At 64.0% G+C, this 12,777-nt stretch carries 14 protein-coding genes; 4 read left to right on the top strand and 10 right to left on the bottom strand.

Translation table 11 applies throughout. The features are described 5' to 3' along the window. The first annotated feature begins 8 nt into the window (after positions 1 to 8). The 3 genes from JQ624_RS19545 (at position 9) to JQ624_RS19535 (ending at position 3,613) form a co-directional block, all read left to right on the top strand. Positions 9 to 1,034: an amidohydrolase family protein gene (locus tag JQ624_RS19545; protein WP_212420526.1), complete on the top strand. Its 1,026-nt coding sequence runs from the start codon at positions 9 to 11 to the stop codon at positions 1,032 to 1,034. Positions 1,035 to 1,077: 43 nt separating this feature from the next. Then, positions 1,078 to 2,454, top strand: coding sequence for an MFS transporter (locus JQ624_RS19540; protein WP_212420525.1), 1,377 nt, complete (start codon positions 1,078 to 1,080; stop codon positions 2,452 to 2,454). A gap of 82 nt (positions 2,455 to 2,536) precedes the next feature. Beyond that, complete coding sequence (locus JQ624_RS19535) at positions 2,537 to 3,613, top strand: maleylacetate reductase (RefSeq protein ID WP_212420524.1); 1,077 nt, start codon at positions 2,537 to 2,539, stop codon at positions 3,611 to 3,613. A 59-nt stretch (positions 3,614 to 3,672) separates the two neighbouring features. On the opposite strand, the gene dusA is transcribed toward JQ624_RS19535, so the two are convergent. From dusA to phnG, 10 genes are all read right to left on the bottom strand, one after another. After that, positions 3,673 to 4,662: a tRNA dihydrouridine(20/20a) synthase DusA gene (gene dusA / locus JQ624_RS19530; protein ID WP_212420523.1), complete on the bottom strand. Its 990-nt coding sequence runs from the start codon at positions 4,660 to 4,662 to the stop codon at positions 3,673 to 3,675. 321 nt (positions 4,663 to 4,983) lie between these two features. Continuing rightward, positions 4,984 to 5,595 (bottom strand): pyridoxamine 5'-phosphate oxidase family protein, encoded by a 612-nt coding sequence (locus tag JQ624_RS19525; protein WP_212420522.1) that lies wholly within the window; start codon positions 5,593 to 5,595, stop codon positions 4,984 to 4,986. 13 nt (positions 5,596 to 5,608) lie between these two features. Continuing rightward, positions 5,609 to 6,202, bottom strand: coding sequence for a phosphonate metabolism protein/1,5-bisphosphokinase (PRPP-forming) PhnN (gene phnN / locus JQ624_RS19520; RefSeq protein WP_212420521.1), 594 nt, complete (start codon positions 6,200 to 6,202; stop codon positions 5,609 to 5,611). After that, positions 6,199 to 7,350, bottom strand: a complete 1,152-nt coding sequence (locus JQ624_RS19515) for an alpha-D-ribose 1-methylphosphonate 5-triphosphate diphosphatase (RefSeq protein ID WP_212420520.1) — start codon at positions 7,348 to 7,350, stop codon at positions 6,199 to 6,201. The genes phnN and JQ624_RS19515 overlap by 4 nt, the downstream gene beginning before the upstream one ends. A gap of 15 nt (positions 7,351 to 7,365) precedes the next feature. Then, a complete protein-coding gene (gene phnL, locus JQ624_RS19510; protein ID WP_212420519.1) occupies positions 7,366 to 8,064 on the bottom strand; it encodes a phosphonate C-P lyase system protein PhnL in 699 nt (232 codons plus the stop codon). 8 nt (positions 8,065 to 8,072) lie between these two features. Then, entirely contained in the window at positions 8,073 to 8,873 is an 801-nt protein-coding gene (gene phnK, locus JQ624_RS19505; RefSeq protein ID WP_212420518.1) for a phosphonate C-P lyase system protein PhnK, read from the bottom strand. Next, positions 8,866 to 9,750, bottom strand: coding sequence for an alpha-D-ribose 1-methylphosphonate 5-phosphate C-P-lyase PhnJ (locus JQ624_RS19500; protein WP_212420517.1), 885 nt, complete (start codon positions 9,748 to 9,750; stop codon positions 8,866 to 8,868). Before JQ624_RS19500 ends, phnK begins: the two co-directional genes overlap by 8 nt. Beyond that, positions 9,747 to 10,850 (bottom strand): carbon-phosphorus lyase complex subunit PhnI, encoded by a 1,104-nt coding sequence (locus tag JQ624_RS19495; RefSeq protein ID WP_212420516.1) that lies wholly within the window; start codon positions 10,848 to 10,850, stop codon positions 9,747 to 9,749. Before JQ624_RS19495 ends, JQ624_RS19500 begins: the two co-directional genes overlap by 4 nt. A gap of 2 nt (positions 10,851 to 10,852) precedes the next feature. Then, entirely contained in the window at positions 10,853 to 11,461 is a 609-nt protein-coding gene (phnH, locus tag JQ624_RS19490; RefSeq protein ID WP_212420515.1) for a phosphonate C-P lyase system protein PhnH, read from the bottom strand. Then, the gene (phnG, locus tag JQ624_RS19485) at positions 11,461 to 11,934 is read right to left on the bottom strand and encodes a phosphonate C-P lyase system protein PhnG (RefSeq protein ID WP_212420600.1); all 474 of its coding nucleotides are present in this window, start codon (positions 11,932 to 11,934) and stop codon (positions 11,461 to 11,463) included. Before phnG ends, phnH begins: the two co-directional genes overlap by 1 nt. A 113-nt stretch (positions 11,935 to 12,047) precedes the next feature. On the opposite strand from phnG, the gene phnF reads away from it, so the two are divergent. After that, positions 12,048 to 12,776, top strand: a complete 729-nt coding sequence (phnF, locus tag JQ624_RS19480; RefSeq protein WP_212420514.1) for a phosphonate metabolism transcriptional regulator PhnF — start codon at positions 12,048 to 12,050, stop codon at positions 12,774 to 12,776. Position 12,777 lies beyond the last annotated feature (1 nt).

The raw sequence follows: 12,777 nt of genomic DNA, 5'->3' as shown, positions 1-12,777 counted from the left end.
AGGACGACATGCAGGGCAAGATCGCGTTAGAGGAACATTTCGCCATCCCGGACACGCTGATGGACTCGGCGGGCTTCGTCCCCGACTCCTATTGGCCGGAGCTGAAGGAGCGCCTCCTGGATATCCAGGACAAGCGGCTGGCGCAGATGGACAAGCACGGCGTCGAGATGATGATCCTGTCGCTGAACGCGCCCGCCGTGCAGGCTATACCTGATGTCGGCCGCGCCAACGAGATTGCGGTCCGGGCCAATGATTTCCTCGCCGAGCAGGTCGCCAAGCGCCCGTCGCGCTTTCAGGCTTTTGCCGCGCTGCCGATGCAGGATCCGGATCTCGCGATCAAGGAACTCGAGCGCTGCATTAACACGCTCGGTTTCCGCGGCGCGCTGGTGAACGGCTTCTCGCAGATCGGCGACGGCAAGCGGCCGGTCTATTACGACCTGCCGCAATACTGGCCGTTCTGGGCGGCGGTCGAGAAGACCGGCCTGCCCTTCTACCTGCACCCGCGGAATCCGCTGCCGGAAGACTGCGCGATCTATGAAGGACATCCGTGGCTGATGGGCCCGACCTGGGCGTTCGGACAGGAGACCGCGGTGCACGCCCTGCGCCTGATGGGATCGGGCCTGTTCGATGCCTATCCAAAACTCAAGATCATCCTGGGCCATATGGGCGAAGGGCTACCCTACAGCATGTGGCGCGTGGATCATCGCAACGGCTGGGTCAAGGCGCCGCCGAAGCACAAGGCCAAGAAGAAGATCTGCGACTACTTCAATGCCAACTTCTTCCTGACCACGTCTGGCAATTTCCGCACCCAAACGCTGATCGACTCCATCCTCGAGATCGGAGCGGACCGCATTCTGTTCTCGGTCGACTGGCCGTTCGAAAACGTCGATCACGCCTCCGACTGGTTCAACAGCGCCAGCATCAGCGAGAACGATCGCCTGAAGATCGGCCGGCGCAATGCTGTCGACCTGTTCAAGCTCGATCTCGGCGAAACCACTGTCGCCGGGCACGGCATCCATCAAGCCGCGGAATAAGCGGTCTCACACGACATAATCACCATCTGGGAGGGATACGGCCATGACTGCGAAGGTAATCGATCTTCACGAGGAACTAGCCGAGGCAAAGGTCGGCAAATTTCACTGGCGCCTCGGCGCCATCATGGGACTGCTCACGCTGTTCGACGGCTATGACACGTTCAATCCGGCCTACGTCATCCACTATGTGGCAAAGCCATGGGGCCTGCAGGCCGGCCAGGCCGGACTATTGATCTCCAGCGGCCTCGTTGGCTTCCTGCTCGGCGCTGCGATCCATGGCATCATCGCCGACCGCCTCGGCCGCCGCGGCACCTTGCTCGGGGGCCTGTGGATCACCAGCATCTTCACGCTGCTGACCGCGACGTCCGCGGACTCGTTCCTGTCGTTCTGCATCCTGCGGCTTCTGACCGGCATCGGGCTGGGCGTATTGCTGCCTTTGGCGACGACCTACATCAACGAGCTGGCACCGCGGCGGGTGGCTAACACGTTTGCATTATGGGGCGTTGCCCTCGGTTGGGCGCTCGGCGGAACGCTCGCCGGCGTCGCCGGCGTGTTCGCTACGCCGGTATTCGGCTGGGCCTCGTTGTACTGGATCGGGTCGCTGTCGTTCCTGCTGCTTCCCTTCATGCACTTCATGTTGCCGGAGTCGCCGAAGTTCCTTGCCCTTCAAGGCCGCACCGGCGAAATCCGCGACATGCTCAGCAGGCTTCGGCCCGAGCGCGCAAGCGTCTATCAGTCGGCTGAAATTGCCGTCGGACACGCGGAGAAGCCGGTCAACTCGGTGGCGGTGCTGCTCCAGGCCAAATATCGCCGGACCACGTTCGCGATCTGGGCGTCGGCGTTCCTCAGCCTGTTCTGCATCTTCGGCCTGTCGGGGTGGATTCCGACCGTGATGATGCAGCGGGGAGAAACCTTTGCGGCCAGCTTCGGTTTCGGCGCGCTGATGCAGATCATGTCGTTCGGCGGCGCTCTCGTGCTCGGGCATCTGGTCGACAAGTCCGGCAGCAGCCGCGGCCTGATCGCAACCTGGTGGGCGATCGGCGGCGTCGCGGTGCTCTCCCTCGTGGCGCTGAACGATCACATCGTCAACATCACGTCGGTTGCGGCAGCCGGCTTCTTCATCATCGGCGCGCAGTTCGTGCTGAACAACTTCACCGCGGCGTCCTACGAGACCGGCGTGCGCGCCACCGCGGTTGGAATGGAACTCGGGGTCGCGCGGGTCGGCGCCATTCTCGGCCCGTTCGTCGCCGGCGCACTGCAGCAATATTACCAGAGCCCGACGCCAATGTTCCTGTCGATCGGCGCGGCAGCGATTGCAGCCGGTGCCATTATCCTGTGGGCCCGGCGGCCAGCGAACGCACCATCGAACAGCCTTGAAGAGACTGCCGGCTTGCGCAAGGTTGCACAGCCCGCCTCTTGAGCCGGGGGGTATCAACGCGGAAAGTCCGGCTCCGGCAGCGATCTGATCCCGGAGCCGGCCGTTTCGTCCGCAAGGAGCGGCCATGCAAGACTTCGTCTATCAGAGCGCGCCGATGCGGGTGGTGTTCGGCGCCGGCACGCTGCGCCAATTGCCCGACGAATTGTCCCGCCTCGGCGTCACCCGCGCCCTCGTGCTGGCGACCCCGCGACAGAAAGACCTGGTCGCGCGTATCCGGGAGATGATCGGTGAATGCTTCGCCGGTGTGTTCACTGGCGCCGTCATGCATACGCCGGTTGAGGTGACGGAACGGGCGATGGAAACCGTGCGCGAGGTGCGGGCCGATTGTCTCGTGGCGATCGGCGGCGGTTCGACCACCGGCCTCGGCAAGGCAATCGCCTTGCGCACCGACCTGCCGCAGATCGTGCTGCCGACCAGCTACGCGGGCTCGGAGATGACGCCGGTGGTCGGCCAGACCAGCGGCGGCATCAAGACCACGCAGTCGAGCCCGAAAATTCTGCCCGAGGTCGTGATCTACGACGTCGACCTCACGATGACGATGCCGCCGAAACTATCAGCGACGTCAGGCATCAACGCCATCGCGCATGCGGTCGAGGCGCTCTATGCGCGGGATCGCAACCCGGTGATATCGCTGATGGCGCAGGAGAGTATCCGCACGCTGGCGCAGGCGCTGCCGATAATTTGCGCCCAGCCGGGTGACAGGACCGCGCGTACCGACGCGCTCTATGGCGCCTGGCTCGCTGGCATCTGCCTCGGCTCCGTCGGCATGGCGCTGCATCACAAGCTCTGCCATACGCTGGGCGGGTCGTTCAATCTGCCTCACGCGGAGACCCACACCGTCATCCTCCCGCATGCCCTCGCCTACAATGCGCCTGCCGCGCCCGACGCGATGACGCGCATCGCCGCCGCGCTTGGCGTGCCCGACCCGGCGCTCGGCCTCCACGATCTGGCGCGAAAGCTTGCCGCGCCGGCATCGCTGCGCGAGATCGGCATGCCCGAGAGCGGCATCGACCAGGCCGCCGACCTCGCCGTGAAGAACCCGTACTGGAATCCGCGCGGAATCGAGCGCGAGGCGATCCGCGAATTGATCGCGCGGGCGTGGCGCGGAGACGCGCCGCAAACCACCCTCGCGACCGCCTGAAGAGAACACGACATGCGCAACTTTGGCGGGCCGCGCTGAAGAGCGCGCCGCTTAGCGCTTCACGCCGCAACCAACGCCGCCGCGCGATCCTCGACCAGCGCGATCGCATCGCGCAGCACGTCGACGCCGGCGTCCGGCTTGACGCCCTTCTCCGCCAGATGGCGACGGAAGGCGCGCGCGCCGGGCACGCCGTGGAACGCGCCGACGAAGTGCCGCGTCATCGAATGCAGCTTTGCTCCCTGCGCCAGCTGCTCTTCGATGTAGGGAAGCATCGCTGTGAAAACGTCCTTCATGGTGGCGTATGGCGCCGCCTCGCCGAACAATTCCGGATCGACTTCGAGCAAACGCCACGGCTCCTGATAGGCCGCCCGCCCCAGCATCACGCCGTCAACGTGGTCGAGGTGGCGCTTCGCCTCCGCAATACTGGCGATGCCGCCATTGATGATGATGGGGACATCCGGCAGCACGGCTTTCAGCCGGTAGACCCTGTCGTAATCGAGCGGCGGGATATCGCGGTTTTCCTTCGGCGACAAACCGTTGAGCCAGGCCTTGCGGGCATGCACGACCAGCGCGTCCGCGCCGGCGGCGACCACGCCGCGCGCCAGCACGTCGAGCGCAATTTCAGGGTCCTGGTCGTCGATGCCGATCCGGCATTTGAGCGTGACGGGAATTTTGACCGCGCGCTTCATGGCCGCAACGCCGTCGGCGACCAGCGCCGGCTCCGCCATCAGGCAGGCGCCGAAGCGGCCGTCCTTCACCCGGTCGGACGGACAGCCGACATTGAGATTGATTTCGTCGTAGCCGAAATCCTCGCCGATCTTCGCAGCGGTGGCGAGATCGCCGGGATCGGATCCGCCAAGCTGCAGCGCCACCGGATGCTCGCTTGGATCGAAGCCGAGCAGCCGCCTGCGGTCGCCATGAATGATGGCGCCGGTCGTCAGCATCTCCGTGTAGAGCCGCGCACGCCGCGTCATCAGACGGTGGAAGACGCGGCAATGCCGGTCGGTCCAATCCATCATGGGCGCAACGGAAAAGCGGTAGCCTAACATATTGTTTTCATTGAACTTCGCAGATTGAATCGGTCCAACCGATTTCTGGGCCCGACAAATAATCGAAGGGATAGACCTAAAGCATTTTCCTTTCTTTTCAACGGCTTGATCCGACCACTCGATTATTTTCGCTTATTTCAGCCTTTCCCGGTACTGCATGGCAGTGCCAAAATGCCCGCGCAGTACCGTGTCTCGGCGGAATGCTTTGGCTGCGCTCAACTACGCCAGCTCGCCGAATTTGAAATGGGAACGGTACTGCCGTGACGCAGACGCTGCGCTCACCCCTCCCATAGGGAGTAGTGAGCAAGCGGCATCGGATCGTCACCACATCGTTTGCCGCGCGCGCTCCGGCCATTCCCGATCGTATTTTTCGCCACCCACCGCGTTATCGCTCATGTCGGCGAGGATCTGGCCCGGAGTCGGCAAGGTCCTGGGGTCGACCCGCTTGTCGGGATTCCAGAGATCGGCGCGGACGATGGCACGCGCGCATTGGAAATAGATCTCTTCCACCGTCATGACGATGACCGTGCGCGGCGCCTTGCCATCCATCTTGAACGACGCCAATAGCTCGGGATCGGCCGAAACCTGCGCGCGGCCGTTGACGCGCAGCGTGCTGCCGGAACCCGGGATCAGAAACAGCAATGCCACCCGGGGATCGCGAACGATATTACGCAGGGAATCGCAGCGGTTGTTGCCGCGGCGGTCCGGCATCATCAGCGTCTTCTCATCATGGATGCGCACGAAGCCGGGCAGATCGCCGCGCGGCGAGCAGTCCAATCCCTCCGGCCCGCAGGTCGCCAGCGCCGCAAACGGTGATTTATCCATCAGCGCCCGATAGGGCGGTGTAACCCGATCAGCGACCTTGACAGTCGAGGCCTCATTGGGAAAACCGTAGATCGCCTCGAGCTGCTCGATCGTCGCGATAACAGACATTCGTTCCCCCCGCTTACTCGTCCCACTTCTCGCCCTTGATGGCCCGGACCAGCTGACGCGCGTGATACTCGGCGCTGCCGGTGTTGACGATCGTGAGGTCAGGCGCGGCTTCGTCCACCGCGCGACTAAGCCGGTACTCAATCCTGCCGTCGCTGCTGCGGCCCCGCATCGCCAGCCGTTCCGCCAGAACGTTCGGCGGCGCCGTGATCGAGACCACCACAACGTCGGCATACGCGCGACGCATCGTGGCGATCACGGTGCGCGAGACGTTGGCGATCACGGTGTGCCCGCGGCGGAGATCGTCGTCGATCGCACGCGACAGCGCATAGCAATGGCCGTGCGCTTGCCAGTGCATGGCGTATTCGTCACGCGCCAGCGCCGCCTCGAAGGTACCAGCGTTCACCTCCTCATTATCCTCGGATGCCGACGCTTGCCGTGTAATCACGCGGCGCGGAAAGACAATGTTGGGATCATCCGCGCAGGCAGATTTCGCAAGCCCAAGCAACGTATCCTTGCCGGCGCCACTTGGGCCGACCACCAGAATCAGTCGCCCCGGCCCGATCGCGGCCGCCGATGGGTCGGCGGCTATGGTCGGAGCTTCCGTCATGCCACACGCCGCCCTTCGCGCCAAACGCTGCGCACCACCGGAATGTCGCGCGCAACATGCACCCTGATCAAATCGGCGCGTTTGCCCACGGCGATTTCGCCACGGTCTGCAAGACCCACGGCTTCGGCCGGTGTCTTCGTGACGGTGCGAATGGCGGATGCCAGATCGATCGCAGGCGCATGCTGCGGCAATCGCAGCGCTGCCATCAGCAAGCTCGAGGGAATGTAATCGGACGACAGGATGTCCAACAGCCCCTCGCGGGCGAGGTCGACCGCGGCGATGTTGCCGGAATGCGAGCCGCCGCGCACCACGTTCGGCGCCCCCATCAGAATGCCGATGCCGGCCTGATGCAGCCCGCGCGCGGCTTCCATCGTGGTCGGGAATTCCGCCACCGAAACGCGATCCTGAATCGCATCGGCGACATTTTCTTCGGTCGTATCATCGTGACTGGCGAGCGGAATTTCGTATTGATGCGCAAGAGCCACGATTTCGCGCATGTTGCTCGCAGCATACGTCTTCTGATAGTGGAAGCGCTTCTCGAACAGCGCATCGAGCTCGGCGTCGGTCCTGCCGCCCCCCTTGCCTCGATAATAGTCGCGCAGCTTGACCTCGTCGCGGAACTGACGCTGGCCCGGCGTGTGGTCCATCAGCGACATCAGCCGCACGTCCGGCCGGTCGATCAACTCCTTGGCTTCCTCGACGACGCTCGGCATCGGGATTTCGCAGCGCAGGTGCAGGAAATGATCGGCACGAAGCAGGTTGGCATCGCGCGCGGATGTGATCGCCTCCGCCAGCACGCCTGCCCGGCCGTCAACCTCTTCGGCGCCATCCTCGCGCCAGACCCGCAGCGAATCCAGAACGGTGGTGATGCCCGAAGTGGCCAACTGCCCGTCGTAGGAAACCACCGCCGCGATCGGATCCCAGAATACTTTCGGGCGCGGCACATAGTGCATTTCAAGATGGTCGGTGTGCAGCTCGATCAAACCGGGCATGATCAGGTCGCCGCCGGCGTCCTCGCTGCCTGTCGGCGCGCTGCCCTCGCCAAACTCGGCGATCCGGCCGTCGACAAAGGCGACCCAGCCGCGCTCGATCACGCGATCGGCCAGCACGATGCGGGCGTTACCGAGGATGATTTCCTGCCTTGTCATCTCACATCTCTTCCTTCAAGCGGCGGCGGCAAATGACGTCACGTCGACGATGCGGTCGGCAATCAGGTGGCGTATTTCGTCATCATGCACGATCGCCACCATCGCGACGCCCTGACGCTTCTTCTCTTCAACCAGCTCAACGACAACCGCACGATTGGCTGCATCGAGCGAGGCTGTCGGTTCGTCCAGCAGCAGAATTGGCAGATCGGAAATGAACCCGCGGGCAATATTGACCCGCTGCTGTTCGCCGCCGGAGAACGTCGATGGCGGCAGTGCCCACAGCCGCTCGGGAATGTTGAGACGGCGCAGCAACGCGCCCGCCCTGTCGCGGGCTTCCGCGCGTGCGGATCCGTTCGCAATCAAGGGTTCCGCCACCACATCGATTGTGGCGACTCGCGGCACCGCACGCAGGAACTGGCTGACATATCCGATGGTCGAGCGGCGCACGCTGAGCACCTGCCGCGGCTCGGCCGTGGCAAGATCGATCACCACGCCCCGATGCCGGATGCCGATCCGCCCGCCATCGCAGCGGTAATTGCCGAAGATCATTTTCAGGATCGAGGATTTGCCGGCGCCCGACGGCCCCGACAGCACCACGCACTCGCCGGGTGCAACGTGAAACGAGACCCCGCGCACCACGGGCAGCTCGACGCCGCCTTGCAGATGCATGGTAAAAGTCTTTTCGGCGTTGCTGATGTCGATCATCGCAGTCATTGGTTGGCTCATGCCGGCAAAATCGAGGAAACGAGCAACTGGGTGTAGGGCTCACGGGGATCGTCGAGCACTTGGTCGGTCAGCCCGGTTTCGATGACACGGCCGCCCTTCATCACCATCACCCGGTGCGACAGCAGCCGGGCGACGGCGAGGTCGTGGGTGACGACGATGGCGGCAAGACCGAGCTCGCTGACGAGATTGCGCATCAGGTCGAGCAGCCGCGCCTGCACCGATACGTCGAGTCCGCCGGTCGGCTCGTCCATGAAGACCAACCGCGGCTCGGTGACGAGATTGCGCGCAATCTGTAGCCGCTGCCGCATCCCACCCGAGTAGGTCCGCGGCGCGTCGTCGATACGATCGGTGTCGATTTCGACACGCTCCAGCCAGGATGACGCCGTGTCACGGATGCGGCCGTAATGGTTCCAGCCCACCGCCATTAGCCGCTCGCCGACGTTGGCGCCGGCGGAGACCGCCATCCGCAGGCCCTGCGCGGGGTCCTGATGCACAAAACCCCAATCGGTCCGGAACAGAAAGCGCCGCTCGGCCTCACCGAGGGCTGCCAGATCGCGCAACACGCCATCGCGCATCCGGTACGAAACCCGGCCCGCGCTCGGCGCCAACTGCGCCGACAGCAATTGCAGCAGGGTCGACTTGCCCGATCCGGACTCGCCGACAACAGCCAGCACCTCGCCGGGATAGAGCGCAAAGGACACGTCGCGGCAGGCGGTCAGGCGGCCGTATGTCTTGCCGAGACTGTCTGCCACCAGAAGGGGTTGATCGTCATTGGCAGCGCTCACATGCTCAGCCATGCGCCCTCTCCTTGTGCGGAACTGCGCTCTCGCTGCCGCGATGACCGGCCGACTGACGACCTTCGCAGTAATCGGTATCCGAACACACGAACATCCGGCCGCCCTTGTCGTCGGTCACGATCTCATCGAGGTAGGAATCGCCGGCGCCGCACAGCGCGCAGGGCGCGTCGAACCGGTAGCGCGTAAAGGGGTGATCCTCGAAATCGAGCGAAACCACTGATGTATGCGGCGGAATCGCGTAAATGCGCTTCTCGCGGCCGGCACCGAACAATTGCAGCGCCGGACAATTGTCCATCTTCGGATTGTCGAATTTTGGCGTCGGTGACGGGTCCATTACATAACGCGCATTCACCTTGACCGGATAGGCGTAGGAGGTCGCGATATGGCCGAAGCGCGCGATGTCCTCGTACAGCTTGACGTGCATCAGGCCATATTCGCCGAGCGCGTGCATCCGCCGCGTCTCGGTCTCGCGTGGTTCGAGGAACCGCAGTGGTTCGGGGATCGGCACCTGGTAAACCAGAATTTGCCCGCCATGCAGCGGCGCTTCGGGAATCCGGTGCCTCGTCTGGATCACGGTTGCGTCGTTCGTAGCGGTCGTGGTCGCAACGCCAGCGGTCTTGCCGAAGAATTTTCGGATTGAGATCGCATTGGTGGTGTCGTCGGAGCCCTGGTCGATCACCTTCAGCACGTCCTGCGGCCCCAGGATCGCCGCGGTGACCTGCACGCCGCCGGTGCCCCAGCCATAGGGCATCGGCATTTCGCGGCTGGCGAACGGCACCTGATAGCCGGGGATCGCAATCGCCTTCAGGATCGCGCGGCGGATCATCCGTTTTGTTTGTTCGTCGAGATAGGCGAAATTGTAAGCCGGCGCGTTCATTCGGCGGCCTCCTGCATCAGCGGCACCTCTGCAGCCTCGGCGAATTCCTTGCGCAACTTGCGCAACAGGCCGAGTTCGGACTGAAAGTCCACGTAATGCGGCAGCTTGAGATGTTCGACGAAACCGGTCGCCTGCACATTGTCCGAATGCGACATCACGAACTCTTCGTCCTGGGCTGGTGCGACAACTTCTTCACCGAGTTCGCGAGCCCGCAAGCTCCTATCCACCAGCGCCATCGACATGGTCTTGCGCTCGCTCTGTCCGAATGCCAGCCCATAGCCGCGTGTGAAACACGGCGCTTCGGTGGCCGAGCCCTTGAACTGGTTGACCATCTGGCATTCGGTCAGCGTGATCGCACCGAGCGGCACGGCAAAGCCGGCATCCTCGGCCATGAATTCGACCTCGACCTCGCCGAAGCGAATTTCGCCCGTGAAGGGATGGTTGCGGCCGTAGCCACGCTGTGACGAATAGCCGAGCGCCAGCAGAAAGCCTTCGTCGGCGCGCGCCAGATTTTGCAGGCGCAAATCGCGATCAGCCGGGAAGCTGAGCGGCTCGCGCGTGAGGTCGCCAACGATCGAATCGGCCTCGGCCTCTGGCGACGGTTCGATCAGGCCGTCGCGGCCGAGAATGTCTGTAACGCGCGGCGTCGCCGCCATCGACGCCTCACCCGTCATCGGTTGTTCGGGAGCAAACCCTTCGGCTAGCTGCGGATCCAGCAGGCGATGGGTGTAATCGAAAGTGGGTCCCAGAATCTGTCCGCCCGGAATATCCTTGAACGTCGAGGAAATCCGGCGCCGCACCTGCATCGCGCCGGTATCGACCGACTCGGTTGCACCGAAACGCGGCAGAGTGGCGCGGAAGGCGCGGACCAGGAAGATCGCCTCGATCATGTCGCCACGCGCCTGCTTGATCGCGAGCGCCGCCAGCTCACGATCGTACAGCGAGCCCTCGGTCATGACGCGGTCGACGCCAAGCGAAAGCTGCTCGGATATCTGGGCGAGCGAGACCTCGGGAACGTCACGGTCGCCGCGCCGCTCATGCGCCAGCAGGCGATGGGCATTCTCGATGGCGCGTTCGCCTCCTTTGACGGCAACATACATGGTTAGCCTTCCCTTGCGGCCAGCCGCGCGGTGCGCGGTATTGCGACAATCGCATCGTCATCGACCAGCACGACATCGATGCCGCGCGGGAACAGGCTTACGTTGATCGCAAGCCGTTCGAACAAATCTTGCGGCTGGGTCGAGACCCGCAGGATCACCGCGCCGTCGATTCCCGGTCCGCGCAACTCGAGGGAGGGCCCCTGCGCCAGACTTTCGACCTGCAGGATCAGCGTCGTCGAACGATCGGGGTATTCATTGCTGCCGAACGCGAAGTATTCGAGCGCTGGAAGGTATTGGGGATCGCCTATCAAAGCAAAGCTGCTGATCGAGGAATCCGCAATGACAGGCGCGCTGGTGTGGAATTTGAGCCATTTGGCAACATCCGGCGTCGCCGACATCCGCTTGTCGAGCCAGACCGGCGTATCATGGTCGAACAGGGTCAGCGCGACGGCCGCGGTGCCACGCATCATCGTACCGGGCGTACCGGAGACCGCCGCAATGCGTTGAACGCTGCCGGGACGCGCCATCGCATCCATGACGGACCGGAAGGTCGATTGCGCCGACAATACCTTGTCGGCAAATCCTGCGGGCAGTTCGGCAACCGTCGTCATCAGCCCTCTCCGCGCACCAAAGTGTAGAATTCAACCCGCGTCGCCGCTGTCTCCGCGGCCTTGCGACTCCGCTTCGCTGATATCGCGGCGCGCAGCGGCGCGATCACCTTTGTCTCCACGAGGCCAGCGAATTCATCCGATTGCACCAGGGCGTCGCACAGTGCGACCATCCGTGCCTTCGCACCGTCGCGGCCGAGCGTGTAGCCGAAGCCGATCTCACCAGTCGAAAGCCGCACCGCTGCGCGTGAAACCGTGGCTTCGCCGAGGTTGAAGGCCGCGCCATCGCCACCGACACGACCGCGCACCATGACGAGCCCGTTCTCTGGCTCGCGTAGGTCTTCATGCACTGGCACCGCGATCGTCGTTAGGCGCCCGGCTATTTCGGCCGTTGTGGAATGAGCCAGCACCGCCATCACGGCCTTGCGCCGCGCCTGCCCGCTGTTTTCGTCTGCCAGACTTTCGTCACTCGCCATCATATCGGCCTTGCCGGAATCAAGTTGTCTATGATACTAGACAACTTGATAACGAAGCGCCATGACGATTTCGTGACAACGAGGTGATTTTTCCCGATGGCATATTTCACGCCATGAGCATCCAGGACACCGGCTCCGGCGTCGCGCTGTGGCGGCAGGTCGCCGATGGCATCGAGCGCGGCATTGCCGACGGCCGCTTTGTTGCCGGCGAAAAGCTGCCGGGCGAGATCGAGATCGCCGGAACCTATCGCGTCAACCGACACACCGTGCGCCGGGCACTCGCGACGCTGGCCGAGCGCGGCCTGGTGCGTGCCGAACGCGGCAGCGGCACCTATGTCGAAGCGCCGCGAATCGCCTATCCGCTGCGCTCCCGCACACGGTTTTCCGAGATTGTCGGCGCCGGCGGACGCGAGCCACGCGGCCAGTTACTCAGCGCGACTGATGAACCTGCGACCCGTGAACTGGCGCGGCAGCTTGGCCTCAAGACCGGCGCGCCGCTGATTCGGATCGAAGCGCTGCGGCTGGCCGACCGCACTCCGATCTGCGTCGGCACCACCTGGCTCGCGGCGGGGCGCTTTCCCGATGCCGGGCGCGTCTACGAGCGCGTGCGCTCGACGACCAAATTGCTGGCGCATTACGGCATCCGCGACTATCGCCGGGCCTCGACCCGGGTCGCTGCCGCCATCGTCGATGCTACCGATGCTGTTAGGCTCGATCTCGCGCTGGGACGCCCGGTTTTGGTGGTCGACAGCACCGATGTCGATGCCGACGGCAAGCCGCTCCTGACCACGCGCGCGCGCTTTGCCGCCGAGCGGGTCGAATTCGTGATCGAGAACAGCTAGC

It is taken from the genome of Bradyrhizobium sp. AUGA SZCCT0283 (genome assembly GCF_018130385.1).
Classification (GTDB): Bacteria; Pseudomonadota; Alphaproteobacteria; order Rhizobiales; family Xanthobacteraceae; genus Bradyrhizobium.
This window is presented reverse-complemented; position numbering and strand designations above follow the sequence as displayed.

Excerpts from the sequence above, each read along its gene's own strand:
- JQ624_RS19545 (WP_212420526.1), top strand. The coding sequence starts at position 9 with ATGCAGGGCAAGATCGCGTTAGAGGAACATTTCGCCATCCCGGACACG.
- JQ624_RS19540 (WP_212420525.1), top strand. The coding sequence starts at position 1,078 with ATGACTGCGAAGGTAATCGATCTTCACGAGGAACTAGCCGAGGCAAAG.
- JQ624_RS19535 (WP_212420524.1), top strand. The coding sequence starts at position 2,537 with ATGCAAGACTTCGTCTATCAGAGCGCGCCGATGCGGGTGGTGTTCGGC.
- dusA (WP_212420523.1), bottom strand. The coding sequence starts at position 4,662 with ATGTTAGGCTACCGCTTTTCCGTTGCGCCCATGATGGATTGGACCGAC.
- JQ624_RS19525 (WP_212420522.1), bottom strand. The coding sequence starts at position 5,595 with ATGTCTGTTATCGCGACGATCGAGCAGCTCGAGGCGATCTACGGTTTT.
- phnN (WP_212420521.1), bottom strand. The coding sequence starts at position 6,202 with ATGACGGAAGCTCCGACCATAGCCGCCGACCCATCGGCGGCCGCGATC.
- JQ624_RS19515 (WP_212420520.1), bottom strand. The coding sequence starts at position 7,350 with ATGACAAGGCAGGAAATCATCCTCGGTAACGCCCGCATCGTGCTGGCC.
- phnL (WP_212420519.1), bottom strand. The coding sequence starts at position 8,064 with ATGACTGCGATGATCGACATCAGCAACGCCGAAAAGACTTTTACCATG.
- phnK (WP_212420518.1), bottom strand. The coding sequence starts at position 8,873 with ATGGCTGAGCATGTGAGCGCTGCCAATGACGATCAACCCCTTCTGGTG.
- JQ624_RS19500 (WP_212420517.1), bottom strand. The coding sequence starts at position 9,750 with ATGAACGCGCCGGCTTACAATTTCGCCTATCTCGACGAACAAACAAAA.
- JQ624_RS19495 (WP_212420516.1), bottom strand. The coding sequence starts at position 10,850 with ATGTATGTTGCCGTCAAAGGAGGCGAACGCGCCATCGAGAATGCCCAT.
- phnH (WP_212420515.1), bottom strand. The coding sequence starts at position 11,461 with ATGACGACGGTTGCCGAACTGCCCGCAGGATTTGCCGACAAGGTATTG.
- phnG (WP_212420600.1), bottom strand. The coding sequence starts at position 11,934 with ATGGCGAGTGACGAAAGTCTGGCAGACGAAAACAGCGGGCAGGCGCGG.
- phnF (WP_212420514.1), top strand. The coding sequence starts at position 12,048 with ATGAGCATCCAGGACACCGGCTCCGGCGTCGCGCTGTGGCGGCAGGTC.